A 21,625-nucleotide genomic window follows, 5' to 3' on the forward strand; every position below is an offset into this window, starting at 1 on the left:
TCTGAAAATGAAATGGTAGAATAAAAGCAACTTTATAAATGAGGTAAAAAGATGAAAGAAGCATTGGTTTTAAGCACCTGTTTATTAGCAGGTCGAATTATGATGGAAAATGGTTCTGAGGTTTACCGGGTGGAAGATACCATGAATCGAATTGCAGAAAATGCCGGCATCTCCAATACAGTGAGTTACGTAACGGCTACAGGCCTTTTTATGAGCATTCGTACTTCTTCTTTTTCGCAACTAGAAGAAGTACACGAACGTTCGATTAATTTAGAAAAAATTGTTGCTGTAAATCACCTTTCCCGCGAGTTTGCAGCAAAAAAAATCTCTTTAAATGAGTTAAACACCCGCTTGAAACGAGTCAACTACGATACACCGAGTTTTTCTTTTCTATGGCAAACATTAGCAGCAGGCTTGGTTAGTTGTACATTAATGTATATTTTTGGAGGGACATGGCGCGATTTTATTCCTACTTTTCTCATTGGCTGCATCGGTTTTGTAGCTGGTGTATATATTAAAAAATGGTTACAAATGCGCTTTTTAGATATGTTTGTTGCTGCCTTTGTGATTGGTGCTTTGGCGATTGCTAGTGTAAAACTGGGACTGGCAAATAACGTTGACCATATTATTATCGGAGCGGTGATGCCTTTAGTACCGGGCGTGGCGATAACAAATTCTTTTCGTGATATTTTATCTGGCGATCTACTCAGCGGTACCGCCCGTGGAATCGAAGCATTATTTGTCGCTGCAGCAATTGGAGTCGGAATTGCCACCACGCTCCTTTTATTTGGAGGTGGAATTGCATGATAACTTATGGCATCCATTTTCTATTTAGTTTTATTAGTACCGTAGCTTTTGGTATCATCACTAATATTCCCAAGCGCTCTTTAGCAGCTTGTGGGTTAACCGGAGCGATTGGCTGGATGGTCTATTGGGGATTACGGCAACACGAGCAAGGATTGGGATTTGCTAACTTCATTGCGGCAATCGCAATTGGTTGTTTGAGTATTTTTTTCTCTCGCCGACTAAAAATGCCTATGATTATCTTCAACATTCCTAGCTTAGTCCCTTTAGTCCCCGGGGGGCCTGCCTACCAAGCAATTCGCGAACTTGTATTAGGGGATTCAACAAAATCGTTTGATAATTTAAAAATTGTTGTGATCACAGCCGGAGCAATTGCAGCAGGTTTTATGATTACCTCCCTCGTTGAAACATTAGTTTTTAAATGCAACACTGCGCTAAAAAAAAGATTATGACAGAAGCGACCAGCTTCAAGAAATAAGACGGAATTCCCGGAAATTATTTTTCAAATTTCGAGGAATTCCGTCTTATTTTCAAAGAAGTAGCTTTTGTCACACTTCCTATTAGCGAACAATTAAAACCGAGCAATGTGCTTCTTTGGCCATTAGAGCCGCTTGACTACCCAAAACAAGTGGCGTGTGATTGGCATCTCCTTTAGAGCCACATACTAACAAATCTGGTTTAACGGCAGGTATAACTGTACTTAAAATCGTTTGTGCCGGTGATCCTTCGTCGACAACGATTGTGACTTCTTTTAATCCTTTTTCGATTGCTTTTTTGCGATAATCTTCTGCAATGGCAATTGTCTGTTCCTTATGTGCTGCAATCGTTTCTTTAGTTAAATATTCATAGACGTTTAAACGATTAATTTCAAAAATCGTCGTGATAGTTAATTTTGCTTGATGCTCTAAAGCGTAAGCCACCGCGTAATCAAAAGCTTTCTTTGAATCCTTGGAATCATCTACTGCAACTAAAATACAATTAAATTTGTTCATTTCCCCTCACCTTCCTATTTAACTATTAGCCCCTGTTAAAGTACTGTAAATTAAAAACAAGTTTAATAGCGTTAGTACAATTGCAATAATCCAAGCTAAAATTTTCATCCACGTTGGATTTGCAAAGCGCCCCATGATTTTTTTATCACTGGTATAAATAGTCAAGGGGATAATAGAAATTGGTAAGGCGATACTTAGAAACACTTGCGTATATAAAAGTAAATCTTCAACAGCAGACTCACGACCACCATACAAAATGACACAGATAATAACCGGTACAATCGCAAGTAATCGTGTGACCACTCGGCGCATCCACAAAGGCATTCTTAAATTAATAAAACCTTCCATCACAATTTGACCAGAAAGCGTACCTGTGATTGTCGAATTTTGACCGGAAGCTAATAAAGCGACAGCAAACAAAGTGCTTAAAAGAGGACTGGCAATATCGCCTACAATACTTGGATCTTTTAATGCGTCATATAAATCGACAAACTTACCCAAATCGCTATTAGTACCATAAAATAATGCACCACCTAAAACCAATAATAAACAGTTAACGACAAAAGCGACTGTCAACTGAATATTAGAATCCCATGTTGTAAATTTAATTGCCCGTGCTTTTTCTTCATCGTCATTGCGATCAAATTTTCGAGCTTGGGAAATAGATGAATGTAAGTATAAGTTATGAGGCATAACCGTTGCCCCTACAATCCCCAACGCTAATAAAAGCATTGATTTATCTGTCGCAATTTTTGTATCTGGAATAAAGCCACGCAAAACTTCACCTAAATGAGGTTGGGCTAGAGCAACTTCATAAGCAAAAACCATAAAAATCACTGCAATTAAGACAGCCACAATTGCTTCGATTTTCCGAAAACCTAATTTGGTTAATAATAGCAATAATAAAACATCTAGTGTCGTAATCAATACCCCGACTAGTAGCGGTAGCCCAAATAATAATTGTAACGCAACTGCGCCCCCAATAACTTCTGCAATATCAGTTGCCATAATAGCAAGCTCTGTAATGACCCACAAAACAAAACCAGTTTTTTTAGAAGTATGCTCGCGGGTTGCCTGAGCTAGATCACGTCCGGTAACAATACCTAATTTTGCTGCCATACTCTGTAGAAGCATCGCTATTAAACTCGATAATAAAATCACACTCAACAAAGCATATTTATATTCTGCTCCCCCGGCGATTGAAGTAATCCAGTTACCTGGGTCCATATAGCCCACTGCAACAAGGGCACCTGGGCCACTATAAGCCAACAAAGTCCTAAAAAAACTCGCATCTTTTGGGACATCCACGGTATTATTAATTTCTTCTAAACTAGGGCCGTTGGCATATTCAATTAATTTTTCTTTATTATGACTCATCCTATCACTCTTTTCTATATAGCTTAATTAATTTTTAGGTTAACCGAAATATTTAACAAATTGAGTGTACACCTAAAATTTTTTTCTGTAAACTAGAAACCAAACAAATAGACTAAAAAATCTTTAGTTTTTATAAATCAGACTCTAGTATGATGGTAATACCTAGTAAAAGCGCTTATAATACAGATGATTAAAGTAACTTTTTTAACCTCTCTTACATTTTTGTTTGTTTTTTGTCAGACAAAAACGAGGGCAAATAAAAAAGAACCTTGTATAATACAAGTATACCAAACAAAGGAGATGAGACCATGAGTATCGCTCTTTCTCGCAAAATCATTAATACGATTTCTATCGTGGGTATTTTAATTTCAATTGCTTTAACAATCTATTTTTTTAATTTAGGTGTCTTTAAAGATATAAATGCCCTAAGAGGTTTAGTTGGCGACTCTATTATCTTAGGTCCTATCATCTTTATCCTTTTACAAATTTTACAAGTAGTGATCCCGATTATTCCTGGCGGCATTTCTAGTGCTGCGGGTGTCTTAATATTTGGTCCTTTTGCCGGTTTTATTTATAACTATGTCGGTATTTGTATCGGTTCCATTATTATTTTCCTTTTGGGACGTCGTTACGGTAAGCCATTTATTTTAAGTATGATTAGCGATAAAACGTATAACAAATATATTGGTTGGTTAGACAACCAAAGTCGCTTTGAAAAGTTATTTGCTTTAGCCATCTTCTTACCTGTAGCACCAGATGATGCGCTTTGTTTGATGGCTGGTTTGACCAATATTTCTGTCAAAAAGTACGTCTGGATTATCCTATTAGCTAAGCCACTTTCTATTTTCTTATATAGTATGGCTTTAATTTATGGCGGTTCCTTTTTAACGGGCTTGCTGGGTTAAATCTACTATAAAAACTCGACCACCTTTGAAAGTTCTACGCTTCCTTTAAGCAAGTAGTTCTAATCAAATGTGTTCGAGTTTTTTTGTTGGGTTTACTATTCGCTTTTCTTTGTTGAAATTTGATTTTCAGCTACAATGGAAATAGGTGATGAAGATGAAGTATTTAAAAGATTCGTTGAAAAATACGTGGGACTTTTTAGTAAAAACAAATGTTTACTTTCGTGATGTGCTTTTAATGCATGGTTTTATTTTATTTGTAGTTATTCCACTGCTAAGTAGTTCGACTAAATTTATTTTAAAACGCGGGCAGATTCAGTATATCTCTTATGACAATTTAAGCGAAATTGCTACACAGCATCCAGCAGTAGCATTTTTATTAGTCGCCCTACTACTTCTTATTTTACTACTCGTTTTCTTTGAATTTACTTTTTTATTATTAAGTGTCTATTTCATTGAAAAAAAGCAAGCCGTTTCGTTAAAACAGCTATTACGGATGACAACGATTCAATTAAAAAAATTACGTCCCAGCGTATTCTTATTTTTCCTTTTCTATTTTTTACTCATATTGCCAATCGGCGGTTTGAGCTTTAACTCAGATTTATTGGCGCGAATTAAAATCCCCGCCTTTATCATGGATTTTATTTTTACCAATCGTTTGTTAATCATCTCAGCTTTTGTTCTTTTCTATCTAATTTTAATTTATATTGGGATACGACTCATTTTTGCCCTACCGGAAATGATTTTACGGGACCGTCCTTTTAAAGAAGCTTTCAAAGAGAGCTTATTAATTACCAAGCGCCGCTTTTTGGCAATTGTGGGACGCTTTATTTTTATTGGCGGGGCAATTCTTTTAATTACCGGAATTAGTTTTACTGTCGTAGTAGGTGCTCAAGCACTAGTGGAAGAGTTTTTCCCCGACTATGCACTAATTAGCGCTGTTTTTGCCATGACGTTATTGCAATTTTTTCTATTAGTAAATTTGGTGTTATCAACTGTTGGTATTTTTTATATTATTATTGATTTTATGAACGATGAAGGCTTTTTACCAGACATCCCTCATTGGTTTTACCAAGAAGATTTACCGACACCTCGTTTTGAAAGTGTCAAAAACACACTTTTACTTTTCACTGCGATACTTTTTGGGGTGGGTGTGAGTTTATATAATTTAGACTATCTGGACCAAGAAATCGAAAAGATACCTGCGACAATTTCTCACCGTGGTGTCAGTGACAAAAATGGTGTTCAAAATAGTTTAGAAGCGTTAGAAAAAACGAGTCAAACTTGGCATCCTGATTATATTGAAATGGATATCCAAATGACAAAAGATCATCAATTTGTAGTGATGCACGATTTCAATTTAAAAAATTTAGCCGCTGTAAAAGGCGTACCTGAGCAAATGACGCTTGCTGAAATTCAACAAGTTACTTTGCATGAAAATGGTAAAAGCGCAAAAATCCCAACCTTTGACACATATTTAGCTGAAGCAAAACGGCTCAATCAAAAGCTATTAGTAGAAATAAAAACCCAACAAAAAGATACGACATTAATCGTGGATACCTTTTTGAAAAAGTATCAAAATGAAATTCAGTCAGAACACCATCTGGTACAAAGTCTAACTTTTTCCATTGTTGAATCACTAAAAGAAAAAGCCCCTCAGCTAACAGTTGGTTATATTTTACCCTTTAATGTCATTGGGCCTCCTATTACAAAAGCTGATTTTTTAACAATGGAATATTCAACTATTAACCATAATTTCATTACTTCAGCAGAAGAGGATGGTAAAAAAGTTTTTGTATGGACTCCTAATAGTAGTGAGGACATGAGTCGAATGATTTTTTACGAAGTAGATGGCATCATCACCGATCAAATGGAAACGCTAAACAAAACCATTCGTGATGCCAAAGAAAAAGTCACTTATTCCGATAAATTATTGAACTTTGTTATTGGTGTTGGCTAAAAACACAGGAAATCCTTTTACCGATACAATAAAAAGACTTCAAGTAATAGGCCACTTGAAGTCTTTTTATTTTACCTATATTTCATTTTAAAATGACAATTCCTGTTTTTCTAGTTTTCACTAGAAATTTGTCATTTGTTAAGCTACCACCGCAACTTCGCGAATATTTTCATAGCGCACCAATAAGCGATTTTGTGCTTCAATCACTTGTGGTCGATCACAATGTTCACATTCCGCCACAGAAATTAAGACTGTGTTCGTATATGTATGTTCGACAAATCCTGTGACTTCTCTTGTGAATCCTACTGGTTGGCATATGTAAGTTTTCCCAATTTCCACTTCCATTAATAACACCTCCTCTGTTCAATTTCAGGTATATCATAACAGAAAAAATTAAATTTGGAAACGCTTTTTGTAGATTTTTTTAATTTTTCTATTTTTTTATTTTTTGATATAGACCAAATGAGATGTTTTTTCACTTAGTGTTGAATAAGTATCTTCAAAAGAGAATAATCCTAAACCATCAGAACTACTATTCTTTTAATATTGCTTAATATTTACTAGAGATTATTTTCAAGTTTTTATAAGTTAAAGCTTAACGAGACAAAAAAACAAACAATACCAATTATAAAATGAAATATCATTAAAGAGATTTAAACAAAAAAGAGAATCAATTTTTCATGAATTACATTAGAAAATATCTATTTTAAAATAACGCTAGGTATATATCATTTTGTTGTATAAATAGCATTTTGAGGAAATATGATTCTGACAGTTTCTGCCAGACTATTTAAATTGACCCAATAAAAAGGAGACACTCCGCCCTTTAAAAATGATCTTTTTTTAGCGTAGTTAAACAGAGAACCTATGCTAACTTGTCAAAATAATTTTTAACAGGATTTTATTTTCTTGGACTTCTTTCATGCAGGATTTATAAAAAACCTTTATAATGACGAAAGAAGACTTTAGATGAGGTGAAAAAAATGGAAGAATTCGAAGGACTTCTAATTAAAACCGTCCTTTTGCAAGAACAACCAATGCGTCTTTCACTAATCAAACTTGCAAAAGATGGCGAAATTACAGAAGGAATCATTAAAGACCGCTATCTTTCAAATTATATTTTCCGCTTACCAAACAATAAATATACTTTAAAAGTTACTGGTAAACGTAATCAACGCAATCAGTTGGTCATTAAGCACATGCAAATTAAAAATATTGATGATTATATTAAAGTTATTGGTACACCAGAATAACGTCAGCATTTCTGCGAAGAAAAGCTAAGCTGATTCATTCAACTTTTAGTAATCGACGAGAATTTTAATAAACTGGTTTTCAAATTTCTTAAAATTCCAGCAAAAAACCTCAGCTACTTGATTAGAGCTGAGGTTTTTTATTCGAAAATTCTTCTCAATTAGCAATAGAGATATAAAGATAAACTTTCAATTGCAATAAAAACCAATGAGGATTAAAAAATATAACAAAACAGTTGTAGCGCTATATTTTTAGTCGATAACGGCTAGTGCCGCTTTAGGAATTTCTTCTTTTTGAACTTCTTCATAAGTTTTTACAAAGGACCCTTTATTTTCTAACTTTAAGTAATGTCCTTGTCTTAGTTTTGACATCCCAGAAAATTCAATCGTGCGTTTATTCCCCTTCTCATCTGCAGCAACTTGACGGTAATGGGCTGTCCCATAACCGTTCACCTCAAGAGGTTGTGCCGTTTTCACATAGACGTTACCTTCTTTTACTAAAGGATTCAGGCGATCCACGATTTGAGCAAACTCGCCAGAAGCATCGTCAGAAAATACTAACGCCCCTCCCATCAAAACACCCAAAATTAATGTAACACCCACAGCACCTTTAATTAATCCTTTTAACATTTTATTTCCGCTCCTTTATGACTTTTCTTATTGCTTTCATCATACTGGCTAACACTCGCAAAAGTATCGTACTTTAGACTTAGTTTGTCTAACACAATTGTCACCCATCTCAATAAATTTGTAAGATTTAAGGGAGCTTTAAGTTGGAGTAACTATGATGAATTCATACATTTGGTGGGCGAGTTTTGGTGCTTTGCTCTAGGATGATCTGTGACGACAGGTTGTCTATGTTTGAGAGGCAGGTTCGATTCCTGCCGTCCACGTTTTTACTAACAATATGAAATCTTCCAATTTATTTAGTCGAATAAGAAGTGATACAACACATATGATAAACGAAAAAAAGACAATAGCTAAAAGCTATTGTCTTTTTTATGCCTTAATTATAAGCGTTCATTTAATTCTTTTGATAATTCTTCAAAACCTGGTTTACCAAGGAGTGCGAACATGTTCTTCTTGTATGCCTCTACCCCTGGTTGGTCAAACGGATTAACACCATTTAAGTAACCAGAAATACCAACTGCGATTTCAAAGAAGTACATCAAGTAACCTAAAGTATATGCATCCATTTCAGGAATTTTCACTAATAAGTTTGGTACATCCCCATCAGTGTGAGCTAATAGAACACCTTCAAAGGCTTTTGTATTAACAAAGTCTACTTCTTTACCTTGTAAGTAACCTAAACCATCTAGATCTTCTTTTGTTACTGGAATTTTAACTGATTTCCGTGGTTTTTCTACTTTCACAACAGTTTCGAAGATATTACGACGACCTTCTTGAATATATTGACCTAATGAATGTAAGTCAGTAGAGAAGTTTGCACTAGAAGGATAAATTCCTTTTTGGTCTTTACCTTCAGATTCGCCGAATAATTGTTTCCACCATTCAGAAAAGTATTGCATACCTGGTTCATAGTTAATTAGTAATTCGGTTACTTTTCCTTTACGGTACAAAATATTACGCATTGCGGCATATTGATAAGCTTCGTTTTCTGCTAAATTATCAGAAGCATAAGCTTTAGAAGCATCTGCTGCCCCTTGCATTAAGGCATCAATATCAGCTCCACTAGCTGCAATTGGTAATAAACCTACAGCAGTTAAAACAGAGAAGCGTCCACCTACATCATCTGGAATAACAAAAGTTTCCCATCCTTCAGCGTCTGCTTCAACTTTTACCGCACCTTTTGCTTTATCAGTTGTAGCGTAAATACGTTTATTAGCTTCTTCTTGACCATATTTGTTAATTAATAATTCTTTAAAGACACGAAACGCAATCGCAGGTTCTGTTGTTGTGCCAGATTTTGAAATAACGTTAACAGAAAAATCACGATCGCCAATAACTTCAATTAAATCAGCTAAGTAAGTTGAAGAAATAGAATTACCAGCAAAGAAAATTTGTGGAGCTGATTTGTCATTTGCATTCATGTAGTTATAAAATGAATGATTTAGAAAATCAATCGCAGCGCGGGCACCTAAGTAAGATCCGCCAATTCCGATTACAACCAATACTTCTGAATCAGATTTGATTTTTTCTGCTGCTTTTTTAATACGAGCAAATTCTTCTTTGTCATATTCTGTTGGTAAGTTTACCCAACCAATAAAATCACTTCCGGCACCAGTACCATTACGCAATGCTTCATGGGCGGCAGTGACTTGACTTTGCATGTAGCCTAATTCGTGGTCATTAACAAATGGTGCTACTTTTGAATAGTCAAATTTAATATGTGACATTTTAGCTCCTCCTTGAAATGGATAAATTTAATACATGTAATACTTTACGTTTTTTATGCTTTTTTTTCAAGTAACTTACTGTAAGAAAACGCCATGAATTCAACCTGTTTGCCAGTTTTAGACAAGTCCTTGAGCCAGCATAGCTTTTGCTACTTTGGCAAAACCTGCAATATTCGCTCCCATCATTAAATTATCTTTTTGACCATACCGTGCGGCAGTATCACGACAGTTTTCATAAATGTTTAGCATAATATCATCCAGCTGTTGGTCTACATCTTCTTTACCCCACTGTTGCCGTTGGGAATTTTGTGCCATCTCTAAAGCGGAAACAGCTACTCCACCAGCATTAGCAGCTTTACCTGGACAGTAAAAAATTTTTTGCTCAATAAAGTATTCCGCAGCTTCCATGGTACAAGGCATATTAGCTCCTTCTGCAACGACTTTTATTCCGTTTTCAGCCATCAACTGGGCTTGTTTTATATCAATTTCATTTTGAGTAGCACAAGGTAAGGCGACATCTGCTTTTATCTCACTATTCCACACACTATCCCCATCAAAATATTGCGCATTTTGTCGCTCTTTAGCATAAGCGGTTAATCTTTCCCGACGAACTTCTTTTACATCTTTTAATAAAGCTAAATCAATGCCATCTGGATCATAAACATAACCACTAGAGTCAGAGGCAGTTACAGCTTTTGCACCAAGTTCAATTAATTTTTCAATCGCATAAATCGCCACGTTACCACTACCAGAAACAATCACTGTCTTGTCTTTTAAACTATCTTTTTTGTCTTCTAATAAATGTTTTACATAATAAACGACACCATAACCTGTTGCTTCAGTTCGACCTTTACTACCCCAAAATTCCAAAGGCTTACCAGTCAAGACACCTGCATCGTATTGTTTTAAACGTTTGTATTGCCCAAATAAATAGCCAATTTCTCTACCACCAACCCCAATATCACCGGCTGGAACATCGGTGTCAGGTCCTACATGCTTAGCAAGTTCGGTCATGAAACTTTGGCAAAAACGCATGATTTCATTATCAGATTTGCCTTTTGGATCAAAATCGGCGCCACCTTTACCACCGCCAATTGGTAAATCTGTTAAACTATTTTTAAAAATTTGCTCAAAGGCTAAAAATTTTAGAATACTTAAATTCACACTTGGATGAAAACGCAAGCCGCCTTTATAAGGTCCTAAAGCTGAATTAAACTGGATTCGATATCCTCGATTTACTTGCCAATTTCCTTTGTCATCTTGCCAAGGAACACGAAATTGAATGACCCGTTCTGGCAAAGTAATCAATTGTAATAAATTACTTTTTTGATAGACATCATGCTCCGCTAAAAAAGGTTCAATCGTTGAGAAAAATTCATCTACAGCTTGTAAAAATTCTGTTTGATCTTGATCTTTTTCATGGAGACTTTGTTGCACTTGTTGAATATATTCTTTTGCGTTTGTCATAATTTCCCTCCAAGTAAAATATTTATCACGTTTTTATTTTACCAAAAAACCGCAATATCGTCAGAATTATTTGATAATAGAACAAATTTTCAAACTATGCTACACTGCATCTTGAGGTGAAAGCATGGAAAAAAAATACGATGTAATCGTGATTGGTGCAGGCCCTGCAGGTATGATGGCGGCTATTAGCGCAGCAGAAAATGGGGCAACCGTTTTATTAGTAGAAAAAAACAAACGCTTAGGTAAAAAATTACTCTTAACTGGCGGTGGACGCTGTAACGTCACAAATAATCGACCGGTGGATGACTTAATTACCCATATTCCCGGCAATGGTAAATTTTTATATAGTACTTTTTCACAATGGAACAATCAAGATATCATGGCCTTTTTTAACAGCCGTAATGTTGCGTTAAAAGAAGAAGATCATGGCCGGATTTTTCCGGTAACCGATCGTTCTAAAACAATTGTTGATGCTCTTCATGAAGAATTAAAAAGACAAAACGTGACTCTTTTAACCAATACTACGGTTACAAAACTAGTTCATGACAAGACCAAAATTTATGGCATTAAAACTGACAAAGAAGAGTTCAAAGCCCCTTGTGTTATCCTAACTACCGGTGGAAAAACATATCCGGGTACCGGTTCTACAGGGGATGGCTATAAAATGGCGAAAGCTTGTGGCCATAAAGTGACACCACTTTTTCCCACCGAAGCGCCATTAATTTCAAATGCAGATTTTATTCTAGATAAGACCTTACAAGGCCTGTCTTTACAAGATGTTAAATTAAGTGTTTTAGCAGATAAAAAAGTAGTGACAAGCCACACGATGGATTTACTTTTTACTCACTTTGGTCTATCAGGACCTGCCGCCCTTCGTTGTTCTTATGCTATCAATCAAGAATTACGCAACGGTAAAGTAAGTGTGCCTGTCGCATTGGACTGCTTTCCTAATCAAACAAAAGAGATGCTATTAGCCGATTTAACAGCTCGTCTCCAAACCAAAAAGAGTTTAAAAAATGCTTTATCCCAGTGGCTACCTGAACGCTTATTACAGTTTTATTTGGATAAATTGGCTCTAAATGATATACCAGCCGAAAAAGTAAGCACCGAAGAAATAGAAAGTTTAATCACATTGGTTAAACATTTTGAAATTCCGATTATTCGTACGTTTGGACTTGAGCGGGCATTTGTGACCGGTGGAGGCGTTCACTTAAAAGAAGTGAATCCCAAAACACTTGAAAGTAAACTTTGCGAAGGCTTGTTTTTTGCAGGAGAGGTCTTGGATATAAACGGCTATACGGGCGGTTACAATATTACGACCGCTTTGTGTACCGGCCATGTCGCAGGAAAGTCAGCCGCAGAAATTGCCAGTTGGCAAAACATATAAAAAATTGAGGTACTCTCTTATCAAAAAAAGTGCTGTCCTTTACCCTAAAAATGGCAAAGGATAGCACTTTTTTATTCCGTTAAGGCACCGAATTTTCCACTGACTAAAAAAGCCAGATCACTTGGGGCAATTTCCAGTTGCAACCCCCGTTTACCTGCAGAAATAATGATGGTAGCAAAATCGTTAGCAGATTCATCAATAAAAGTAGGAAATAATTTTTTCATGCCAATTGGTGAACATCCACCGCGAATATAACCGGTTGTTTGTTCCAAATCTTTTAAATGAAGCATTTCGACTTTCTTATTGCCACTGAGTTGTGCTAATTTTTTCAAATCCAACTCGTGATTACCAGGAATAACAGCGACAATAACGCCAGTTTTATTTCCCACTGCCACAAGGGTTTTAAAAACTTGGGCGGGATTTTGACCTAATTTAGCGGCAACCGCATCGGCACCTAAATGATTTTCTTGCCACTCATAGGCATACTCTTTGTAAGAAATCTTTTTTTGTTCCACTAGCCGAATTGCATTGGTTTTAACAATTTTCTTTTTTGCCACGAAAAATCACTCCTCTAAGGACAAAGCCGCTAAGATTTTCGGCATTTCTACAATGTCAATTTGACCTGGAGCAGAACTTTCTTCTAAAGCCGCAAATGTCATCACAGACCCCATCAACTCCCCAGCTACCCGCGTAACCTTACCTAAATCACCCATAGCAATCAGTATTAAAGGAACACTAGCTAAGCCTTGCATTTTTTGTGATAAGCCCATCACCCGTAAAACATCTTTTAATGAATGCGGCATCACAGCAATTTTACCAAAGTCTGCTTCAAATTGACGCATCACCCCAAGTTTCATTACCAGCTCACCATCTGCAGGTGTTTTATCAAAGTTATGACTACTTAAAAGTAAGGCAGCACGTTGTTTTTTTAACTGATTTAAAAAGCCGCGCCCTAAAAATTCTGCTCTTTCTAACTCTACATCGACAATATCAACTAAGCCACTTTCAGCCACTGCTACATATAAGCTTTGATAGTCTCGTAAAGATAAATCTGCTGCGCCCCCTTCTTTTTCAGTCCGAAAAGTAAACAATAAAATCTTTTCTTTTAGTACCGTTCGTAAATGGGATAAAACTTCTAAAACGGCACTTTCACTTGCAAAATCCGCAAAATAATCTACCCGCCATTCGACAACATCACAGACTGAAGCAGCCGCAACTTGGGCCTGTGCTAAAAGTGTTGGACTATCTTTTCCTATCAGTGGCACACAAATTTTAGGTGTACCTTTACCAAAAACTACATCTTTTATCGTAATTTGCATTATCTCTTGCCCCTTTTACCTTCCGAGTTGACTTTCTTATTTACTAACTATTGTTGTACACGATAAATTAAAACTTTTAAGTAATTCCCCTCTTTAAAAGCCGGATTAACCTGAAAATCAGCAGGCAGACGTTTTGTATCTAATAGTTGGTAGTCTACTTTTGCTGTTATAAATTCTTTTTCAATCATCTGTTGAAATTTTTCCAAAGTTACATTTGCCGTGTTGGCCGATGCGATAATAATTCCTTCATTATTTAAAATAGGCAGACTTGCTGCAATCAGCTGACCATAATTATTTTTCACTTTAAAAACTTGTTTTTTATTACGGGCAAAGCTCGGTGGATCCAAAATGATTACATCATATTTCAAGTTCTTCTTTAAAGCATACGAAAAATAATTAAAAACATCCATCACGTGTATTTTTTGGGCCGCAACATCTAAACCATTGACTTCAAATTGTTCACGAGTTTTCCCTAGGCTACGCTTAGCTAAATCAACGCTAGTAGTACTACTAGCACCTCCCATTGCCGCAGCTACTGAAAAAGCTCCTGTATAACTAAACATATTTAAGACTGTTTTTCCTGCTGCCAGACCATCAACTAAAAGACCACGCACAGCACGTTGGTCTAAAAAGATGCCCGTCATTAACCCTTCATTTAAATACGTAGCAAAATTAACAAAGTTTTCTTTTACAAGTAATGGTTCCGGTGCTTTTTGTCCGTATAAATGGTCAGATTCCGGTAAATCACTTGTAAAACGGATTTTTTCATAGGCGCCTAAAACTTCGGGAAAAATTTCTTTAAAAGCAGCAATTATCTGATCCTTTTTTTCAAACAAGGTTTGATTGTACCAAGAAAAAACAGCATATTGGTTATACCATTCAATCGTAATTCCACCAATACCATCGCCTTCCCCATTAAAAAGGCGAAAGGCATTTGTAGCATCATCGTTAAAAAATGCTTGTCGCAGGGCTTTTGCCTTAGCAAAGGCACGGGCGTAAAAGCTTTGATCAATTGCTTCATCTTGCCAAGTAAGAACCCAACCGATTCCTTTGTTTTGTTTACCTAAATAACCTTTAGCTAAAAAATTACCTTTTTGATCGACAAAATCAACCCAACCTGTCTCATGCTCTAATTTGGTTGCGATATCTTCTAATTGAACTAACGGATTTGATTGGCGCATTTTTTTTACACCAAATTTATTCATTTGAATTTTCATACTTTCACCTGCTCTTCTTTCAAAAAAAGTATAGCAAAAATAACAGTATTTGTCTGTGCTTTCTGAAGTTAAAGAATTACTTAATTAATTAGCCCGCCCGCAATTTCAATTGACATAAAAAACGGTGATTAGTAAAATGTAAACAGTGTATATTTTCATTTTTTCATTAAGCTTGCAAAAGCAGACTTGGAAAAGGAAGGATAAAACAGTGAAAAATATTAAAACTCCCGCTTTCTTAAATAAACGGCTGGGCTTCTTTGCATTATTAGCCGTTCTTTTTTGGGCCAAAAACATTTTTGCCTACTTTGTTGATTTCAACTTAGGCATTGAAAGTATGCGTCAATACTTAATTTTATTTATTAATCCAATTGCGACAACTTTATTCTTGTTGTCAATTGCATTATACGTAAGGCGCACCAAAGCTTCTTATATCACCATGATGGTAATTTACTTTTTGATGTCGTTACTTCTTTTTTCTAACGTCTCTTACTATCGGGAATTCACCGATTTTATTACCATTAATACAATGCTAGGGGCCGGCAAAGTCGCAAGTGGACTAGGTGAAAGTGCCATCCGCTTATTCCGTCCTTATGATTTACTTTACTTTGTGGATATCGTCGTGATTGTAGCGTTACTGTTCACCAAAAAGATAAAAATGGACCAAAGACCCGTACGTGCTAGAATGGCATTTGCCATCTCGACATTATCTGTCATGATCTTCTCTGGTAATTTATTCTTAGCTGAAGTGGATCGACCTGAACTATTAACGCGAACTTTTTCTCGTGATTATTTAGTAAAATATCTCGGCATTAACGCATTTACCGTTTATGATGGCATTCAAACCTACCAAGCTTCGCAAGTAAGAGCACAAGCCAGTGCTAATGATATGAAAGAAGCCGAAAACTATGTGAAAAGCCATTATGCCGCACCTAATAGTGATTATTTTGGCATGGCAAAAGGTAAAAATGTCATTTATATTCACTTGGAAAGTACGCAACAATTTTTAATCGATTACAAATTAAAAGATGCTGAAGGTAAAGAACATGAAGTTATGCCATTTATCAATAGCCTCTATCACAGTAAGAGTACCTTTAGTTTTGACAATTTCTTCCATCAAGTAAAAGCTGGGAAAACATCCGATGCTGAAACATTAATGGATAATTCATTATTTGGTTTAAACCAAGGCGCTTTGATGACACAATTAGGTGGTAAAAATACATTCCAATCTGCGCCAAATATCTTAAATCAAACACAAGGTTACTCTAGTGCTGTTTTCCACGGAAATGCCGGAACTTTTTGGAATCGTAATGAAACTTATAAACGTTGGGGTTATCAAAACTTCTTCGATGCTTCTTATTACGATGTCAATGATAGTAATTCATTCCAATATGGCTTACATGATAAACCATTCTTTGAACAATCTGTAAAATATCTAGAACAGTTACAACAGCCGTTTTATACTAAGTTTATCGCAGTTTCAAACCACTTCCCTTATTCACAATTTACAAATGATGAAGCTGGTTTTCCAATGGCAAACACAAACGATGAAACAATCAATGGCTATTTTGCCACTGCTAACTACTTGGATCGTGCGGTAGAAGAATTCTTTAACTACTTAAAAGCTAGCGGTTTGTATGATAACTCCGTGATTGTTTTATACGGTGACCATTATGGTATTTCCACTTCACGGAATAAAAACTTAGCTGAACTTTTAGGCAAAGACAAAGAAACTTGGACTGGTTATGATGATGCACAAATGCAACGTGTTCCTTATATGATTCATATTCCAGGTCAATCAAAAGGTGGCATTAACCATACTTATGGTGGTCAAGTCGATGCATTGCCAACTTTATTACACTTGTTGGGTGTTGATACTAAAAACTACATTCAACTTGGTCAAGATTTATTCTCAAAACAACATGAACAACTAGTGGCATTCCGTGACGGTGATTTTGTAACAGATAAATACACCTACTACGGTGGCACATTGTACGATAACGCGACCGGTCAAGCAATTACCGCTCCAGATGAAAAGTTAAAAAACCAAGTAACCAAATGGAAAGAAGAAGTCAGCAAACAGCTTGCTACTTCAGATCAAATTAATAATGGAGACTTGTTACGCTTTTACACCGGCAGTAATTTAAAAGAACTCGATCCAGAAAAATTCAATTATAAGAATGCTTTGGATCAATTAGGAAAACAAGAAAGTAAACTTGGAAATAAATCGACCAGCGTTTATTCTGAACATGGCGATAAATCAACGCAAGATTTATACCAAACAAAGACCTACAAGCAATACGAAGCAGAAGGTCATAAATAAAAAAAGAAGTTTCGGTTTTTTAACCGGAACTTCTTTTTTTTGCAAAAACAACTTCATACTTTGTTCAAACTCACCACGTATAATTTCTATGAGGTGAAAAAGATGCGGACAGTCCATTATGCAGTTGCCAGTCTACACTACCATAAAAAAATATATCTTCCCTATTTTATTGCATTAGTCGTGATGACTGTTGGTATATTTTTTGCATTGTGTTTAATTAATTCAGCTCAAGTTGTTTACCACAGCTTACAAGATATGCTCACAAATAACCCACTAAATGAAGATAAAAATTGGGATAATGCTTTACAATTTTTCTTTAGCCAAATGAAAAATATTTATTTATCTTTTACACTTGTTTTTTTAGTCGCGTTGACTGTTTTGACGTTCTTTTTTGCAAGCTATTCTTATAACCGGCGCCAAAAAGAATTACAAACATTTTTTGCTTCCGGACGTTCACATTTTAACGTGGCCCTACAAATTATATATGAATTTGTTTTACCTGCGCTGTTGGTGGTAGGCGTCATTACGTGTCTTACCTTGGTTTTTCAACCCTTCATCCAACGAATTTGTGAAACAATCCATACGCAAACCGCGCAAATGATTCGAACAAATGACTTAACAAATTTAAATAATGGCACCCAATTTGGTATTCGTTTACCCAAAAACTATCCCCTTTTAATCCAATCTGTTTTTATAAGTAGTCGTGATTGGCTGAATGTTTTGACTACCACAATTGGACAGACAGTCTGCTTATTGTTATTTAACTTTGCTGTCGGGTTACCATTAGCTATCTTAGGAAGTAAAATTCGCTTCTTTAGAAGGCATTAAAGTAGCGCAATTTTCTATTGCAGAATTTAACGTTTTGATTTGACTTTGTACGACGTAAATATTTAAGTTAGAGGAAGTGATTTCATGGAAAAAATCAGCTCACAACAGCATTTTAAAATTTTTTACGGGGAAACATTAGCTCAAGCACAACAAAATTTCCAACGAGAACTACAACGTCTCACCGCAGATGTAGGAAAAATTAGTCTCACTCCTGATTTTATTCCTTATCTTTCACTAACCGAAAATCTTTTAATGGGTTTTCCCAATAAATTTTATAAGCAAAAAATTACTGAACTGCCACTGGCGAAAGAGTTACAAGTAAGCGATGTTCTTTTAAATAAAGAACCGGAAAGTTTAACGCAAGTAGAAATGATTCAATTACAGATTTTTCGCGCCTTGCTAGCTGAAAATAAGATTCTTTGTTTAGAAGACATCATCACGGCCTTAACCATCCCCGAACGCCAGCAACTCTTTAACTTGTTTCGAGATTTAATTGAAAAAGAAGACTTAGTAATTTATCTTTTAACTACGGATGCAACATTGGTTGATAACTTAAAACAAGTTGATTTATAATTTTAGCAAAACTAAAAAAACAGTTATTTCAAAAGCAATCCTTACTAAAAAACCGGCTACACTTAAAAAGTGTAGCCGGTTTTTTAACTGGCGTAGTAATACAATTACCACTACTATTCACATATTTACTCGTTTGTTTCATCTGGAATTTCAACATCTGGAAAAGTTATCGTAAACTTAGTTCCTTCGTCTAATTTACTATCTACTTTAATGCTTCCTTTGTGTAAACGAACCAATTGTTGGACAATTGGTAACCCAAGACCCGACTCACCAAATTTACGATTTTTTCTGGAAGGATCCGCTTTGTAATAACGATCCCAAATATTACGTTGTTGTTCTTCTGTCATGCCAATGCCTGTATCACTGATTTCAACGATTGTTTCCAAATAGCCTTTTTTCAAATTGATATAAATATCACCATTTTGGGTAAACTGAATCGCATTTTGAATAATATTGACCACAATTTGGACAAACCGATCGTAATCCGCATATACATCAATCGGTTCAGTGACGTCAAAATGTAATTTATCCCCCGCTGCTTCTGCTTTTTTCTCAAGCTGTGTCAAAATATTTTGTAGGGCTTCTGTTCCATTGAATTTTTTTACTACAATCGAAATTTGATTGGTACGAATTTTTTCATAGTCCAGATTTTCATTTACTAAACGAATTAAGCGCTCCGTTTCATTTTTCATTAGACGCACAGCGTTTTCTTTTTGGTTTTCCGGAATCGCATTATATTCTAAACCTTCTAATAACCCGTTAATGGTGGTTAGAGGTGTTCGCATTTCATGAGAAGCATCGGCCATAAATTGCTTGCGCCGTTCTTCTTGTCTTTCAATTTCTTCTTGTGATTCTTTTAGAGAGATCGTCATTTTATTAAAATCATCTGCTAATTCATCAAATTCATCTTTATCATGAACCGGTAATTGTACATCGAAATTACCATTGGCAATTTCTTTTGTTGCTTTTTTCATACGATTAATACGTCTCACCTGCATGCTAGCATAAAAGTAACTGATAATTAGCGCAATAACACTAGAGATGATAAAACCTTTAAACAAGTTCAACGTCACAGAATTAACACTATCTGAAATATTTTTAGCCGGTTGCGTTACAATGAGCGCTCCGTAAAATTCACCTTCCAAATTAAAAGGCACCATGGCATAGGAAGTTACTTCTTTTTCACCAAATACATTCGTATCAGAAGTCTTTTTTTGCCGCTCGCCTGCTTTTAAAGCATTCCACTGGCTTTCTGTAATTGAAAAATGAACGTTAGCATTATTGGGATAAGTGGATTTTCCACTTTTATTAATAAAGACAAAATTCACGTCTTGTTGGTTTAGGGCAAGTTCTGTGAACATCAGCGAATTATGCAGACTATCATCTGGTGTCGTTACATTAGCATTTGGTAGTTCCGCGTAATTTTGTGCAGTTTTTGCCACTGATTCTGCATATCCGAATAATTGCCGATAGTTATTATCTTCCATGGTTTGTTTGGTCAATTGCGTAAAAGAAATACCAACAATTAATAAAATTACGGCAATAACGACCCAAAAAGCCATCAACTGCTGATAGAGGTAACGCATTATGCCACCCCAGAATCATCAAATTTATACCCAACACCCCACACAGTTTGAATCACTTGTGGTCCTACTTTTTCTATTTTTTGCCGTAGTTTTTTAATATGAGCATCCACCGTCCGCTCATCCCCAAAATACTGATAGTCCCAAACTAATTCTAATAACTGTTCGCGGGAAAAAACTTGGCGTGGTTTTTTTGCTAGCGTGTACAATAAATCAAATTCTTTTGGTGTTAAACCATCAATTAAAGTATCATCTAAATACGCTTCTCTAGTTTTCGTATTCATTTTAAAGTGCTTGGTAACAATATCAAAAGTATTATCATCTTCTTTTTCAGTCGTAACACTTTCAGCCAGCTCACTACGACGATGCAATGCCTTCATCCTTGCAATTAATGTCAAAGGACTAAATGGTTTCGTGACATAATCATCTGCTCCCATTTCTAAACCAATAACTTGGTCACTTTCTGAATCTCTAGCCGTTAACATGATAATGGGTACTGTCTTGGAAATTTTACGAATTTCTCGTGCAACTGCCATACCATCTAAGCTGGGTAAATTCAAATCAAGTGTAATCATATCCCAATGTTCTGGTTCTTGCATAAATGCATCAAGACCTTCTTGGCCATCATACTTAAAGGTTGCTTCCCAACCTTCGTTTAAAAAAAACATCTGCATCATTTCTGAAACAGCTTCATTATCTTCAATCATTAAAATATTCATTTTTTCCCCTACCTTTCTGCTTCTTTTGCAGCATGCCGGCGATCAAATCGCTGTAATAATTCTTCTGTTCCAGCAAAAACACCAATAATTGGTAATGGAATTAAAAGCATTTCTGCAATAAAATAATTTGTATTTCCCGTCTCTTTTAGTAAAAAACCAATTCCAGCACAAATAAAGCCAACTACTAATAATAACAAGCTATTTACTTTTTGCGCATAGCGCCAATTTTGGCTGTTTTTCTTTGCTAAAACAGAAGGATATCCATAAATTAAATTTGGTTTTTTAGCTGGAAATAAGAAGAAACAAAAACCGATAACCAGCATGATAACACCCACATATAAAAAAATCACAACTGTCTCACTCCTTGCTCATAGTATAACTGAAATTGTAAAGCAAGACCAACAACTTCACATTTTCTTCAAGTAAGCTTGCCTGTTTTTTCACCCTTTATTAAGAAAAATTACGGTAACAAATTAAATACCAACCAAAATATAAAATTCTACACGCTTTTATTTCCATTGAGTATCTTGGCTTTTAAATTAAAAAGGCTAGTAAGGTTACGTTTAATTT

21 protein-coding genes are annotated in these 21,625 nt (G+C 35.6%); 9 read left to right on the forward strand and 12 right to left on the reverse strand.

Annotated features, from left to right (window positions below; all coding sequences use genetic code 11):
- Window positions 1-51: 51 nt before the first annotated feature.
- Both IGI65_RS10530 and IGI65_RS10535 read left to right on the forward strand, forming a co-directional pair.
- Window positions 52-807: a threonine/serine exporter family protein gene (locus tag IGI65_RS10530; RefSeq protein ID WP_412256414.1), complete on the forward strand. Its 756-nt coding sequence runs from the start codon at window positions 52-54 to the stop codon at window positions 805-807.
- The gene (locus IGI65_RS10535) at window positions 804-1,256 is read left to right on the forward strand and encodes a threonine/serine exporter family protein (RefSeq protein WP_071864908.1); all 453 of its coding nucleotides are present in this window, start codon (window positions 804-806) and stop codon (window positions 1,254-1,256) included. Before IGI65_RS10530 ends, IGI65_RS10535 begins: the two co-directional genes overlap by 4 nt.
- A 108-nt stretch (window positions 1,257-1,364) precedes the next feature.
- Here the strand turns inward: IGI65_RS10535 and IGI65_RS10540 are convergent, their stop codons facing one another.
- The gene (locus IGI65_RS10540) at window positions 1,365-1,796 is read right to left on the reverse strand and encodes a universal stress protein (RefSeq protein ID WP_412256416.1); all 432 of its coding nucleotides are present in this window, start codon (window positions 1,794-1,796) and stop codon (window positions 1,365-1,367) included.
- A gap of 18 nt (window positions 1,797-1,814) precedes the next feature.
- A complete protein-coding gene (locus tag IGI65_RS10545; RefSeq protein ID WP_071864906.1) occupies window positions 1,815-3,173 on the reverse strand; it encodes an Nramp family divalent metal transporter in 1,359 nt (452 codons plus the stop codon).
- Between the two features lie 308 nt (window positions 3,174-3,481).
- On the opposite strand from IGI65_RS10545, the gene IGI65_RS10550 reads away from it, so the two are divergent.
- Both IGI65_RS10550 and IGI65_RS10555 read left to right on the forward strand, forming a co-directional pair.
- Complete coding sequence (locus IGI65_RS10550; RefSeq protein ID WP_095006190.1) at window positions 3,482-4,078, forward strand: TVP38/TMEM64 family protein; 597 nt, start codon at window positions 3,482-3,484, stop codon at window positions 4,076-4,078.
- 154 nt (window positions 4,079-4,232) lie between these two features.
- Window positions 4,233-6,035 carry a glycerophosphoryl diester phosphodiesterase membrane domain-containing protein gene (locus tag IGI65_RS10555; RefSeq protein WP_412256418.1) on the forward strand — a complete coding sequence of 601 codons (1,803 nt, stop codon included), beginning with the start codon at window positions 4,233-4,235 and terminating at the stop codon, window positions 6,033-6,035.
- Window positions 6,036-6,173: 138 nt separating this feature from the next.
- Here IGI65_RS10555 and IGI65_RS10560 read toward each other — a convergent pair whose 3' ends face one another.
- Window positions 6,174-6,380 carry a hypothetical protein gene (locus tag IGI65_RS10560; protein ID WP_071864903.1) on the reverse strand — a complete coding sequence of 69 codons (207 nt, stop codon included), beginning with the start codon at window positions 6,378-6,380 and terminating at the stop codon, window positions 6,174-6,176.
- Between the two features lie 638 nt (window positions 6,381-7,018).
- On the opposite strand from IGI65_RS10560, the gene IGI65_RS10565 reads away from it, so the two are divergent.
- A complete protein-coding gene (locus IGI65_RS10565; RefSeq protein WP_071864902.1) occupies window positions 7,019-7,288 on the forward strand; it encodes a hypothetical protein in 270 nt (89 codons plus the stop codon).
- Window positions 7,289-7,537: 249 nt separating this feature from the next.
- Here the strand turns inward: IGI65_RS10565 and IGI65_RS10570 are convergent, their stop codons facing one another.
- From IGI65_RS10570 to gdhA, 3 genes are all read right to left on the reverse strand, one after another.
- Window positions 7,538-7,915 (reverse strand): YxeA family protein, encoded by a 378-nt coding sequence (locus tag IGI65_RS10570; protein WP_412256420.1) that lies wholly within the window; start codon window positions 7,913-7,915, stop codon window positions 7,538-7,540.
- Window positions 7,916-8,295: 380 nt separating this feature from the next.
- Entirely contained in the window at window positions 8,296-9,642 is a 1,347-nt protein-coding gene (locus IGI65_RS10575; protein WP_412256422.1) for a glucose-6-phosphate isomerase, read from the reverse strand.
- Window positions 9,643-9,759: 117 nt separating this feature from the next.
- Window positions 9,760-11,109: an NADP-specific glutamate dehydrogenase gene (gdhA, locus tag IGI65_RS10580; RefSeq protein ID WP_412256424.1), complete on the reverse strand. Its 1,350-nt coding sequence runs from the start codon at window positions 11,107-11,109 to the stop codon at window positions 9,760-9,762.
- Between the two features lie 124 nt (window positions 11,110-11,233).
- Between gdhA and IGI65_RS10585 the strand changes: the two genes are divergently transcribed.
- A complete protein-coding gene (locus IGI65_RS10585) occupies window positions 11,234-12,496 on the forward strand; it encodes an NAD(P)/FAD-dependent oxidoreductase (RefSeq protein WP_412256426.1) in 1,263 nt (420 codons plus the stop codon).
- Between the two features lie 71 nt (window positions 12,497-12,567).
- On the opposite strand, the gene ybaK is transcribed toward IGI65_RS10585, so the two are convergent.
- Genes ybaK through IGI65_RS10600 form a run of 3 tightly spaced genes read right to left on the reverse strand, consistent with a single transcriptional unit; the run spans window position 12,568 to window position 15,032 of the window.
- Entirely contained in the window at window positions 12,568-13,053 is a 486-nt protein-coding gene (ybaK, locus tag IGI65_RS10590) for a Cys-tRNA(Pro) deacylase (protein ID WP_412256428.1), read from the reverse strand.
- A gap of 6 nt (window positions 13,054-13,059) precedes the next feature.
- The gene (aroD, locus tag IGI65_RS10595; RefSeq protein WP_412256430.1) at window positions 13,060-13,815 is read right to left on the reverse strand and encodes a type I 3-dehydroquinate dehydratase; all 756 of its coding nucleotides are present in this window, start codon (window positions 13,813-13,815) and stop codon (window positions 13,060-13,062) included.
- A gap of 47 nt (window positions 13,816-13,862) precedes the next feature.
- Window positions 13,863-15,032 carry a class I SAM-dependent rRNA methyltransferase gene (locus IGI65_RS10600; protein ID WP_412256431.1) on the reverse strand — a complete coding sequence of 390 codons (1,170 nt, stop codon included), beginning with the start codon at window positions 15,030-15,032 and terminating at the stop codon, window positions 13,863-13,865.
- A gap of 208 nt (window positions 15,033-15,240) precedes the next feature.
- Between IGI65_RS10600 and IGI65_RS10605 the strand changes: the two genes are divergently transcribed.
- The 3 genes from IGI65_RS10605 (at window position 15,241) to IGI65_RS10615 (ending at window position 18,753) form a co-directional block, all read left to right on the forward strand.
- A complete protein-coding gene (locus IGI65_RS10605; protein ID WP_412256433.1) occupies window positions 15,241-17,352 on the forward strand; it encodes an LTA synthase family protein in 2,112 nt (703 codons plus the stop codon).
- Between the two features lie 102 nt (window positions 17,353-17,454).
- Complete coding sequence (locus IGI65_RS10610) at window positions 17,455-18,180, forward strand: hypothetical protein (protein ID WP_412256434.1); 726 nt, start codon at window positions 17,455-17,457, stop codon at window positions 18,178-18,180.
- Window positions 18,181-18,264: 84 nt separating this feature from the next.
- The gene (locus IGI65_RS10615; protein WP_412256436.1) at window positions 18,265-18,753 is read left to right on the forward strand and encodes a hypothetical protein; all 489 of its coding nucleotides are present in this window, start codon (window positions 18,265-18,267) and stop codon (window positions 18,751-18,753) included.
- 125 nt (window positions 18,754-18,878) lie between these two features.
- On the opposite strand, the gene IGI65_RS10620 is transcribed toward IGI65_RS10615, so the two are convergent.
- From IGI65_RS10620 to IGI65_RS10630, 3 genes are read right to left on the reverse strand one after another with little or no spacing between them, the layout of a single operon-like run.
- Entirely contained in the window at window positions 18,879-20,339 is a 1,461-nt protein-coding gene (locus IGI65_RS10620; RefSeq protein ID WP_412256437.1) for an ATP-binding protein, read from the reverse strand.
- Window positions 20,339-21,055 (reverse strand): response regulator transcription factor, encoded by a 717-nt coding sequence (locus IGI65_RS10625; protein ID WP_071864890.1) that lies wholly within the window; start codon window positions 21,053-21,055, stop codon window positions 20,339-20,341. The genes IGI65_RS10620 and IGI65_RS10625 overlap by 1 nt, the downstream gene beginning before the upstream one ends.
- Window positions 21,056-21,063: 8 nt before the next feature.
- Window positions 21,064-21,405, reverse strand: coding sequence for an SdpI family protein (locus tag IGI65_RS10630; protein ID WP_071864889.1), 342 nt, complete (start codon window positions 21,403-21,405; stop codon window positions 21,064-21,066).
- Window positions 21,406-21,625 lie beyond the last annotated feature (220 nt).

The organism is Enterococcus sp. DIV0755b (genome assembly GCF_051713765.1).
Taxonomy (GTDB): domain Bacteria; phylum Bacillota; class Bacilli; order Lactobacillales; family Enterococcaceae; genus Enterococcus_C; species Enterococcus_C canintestini.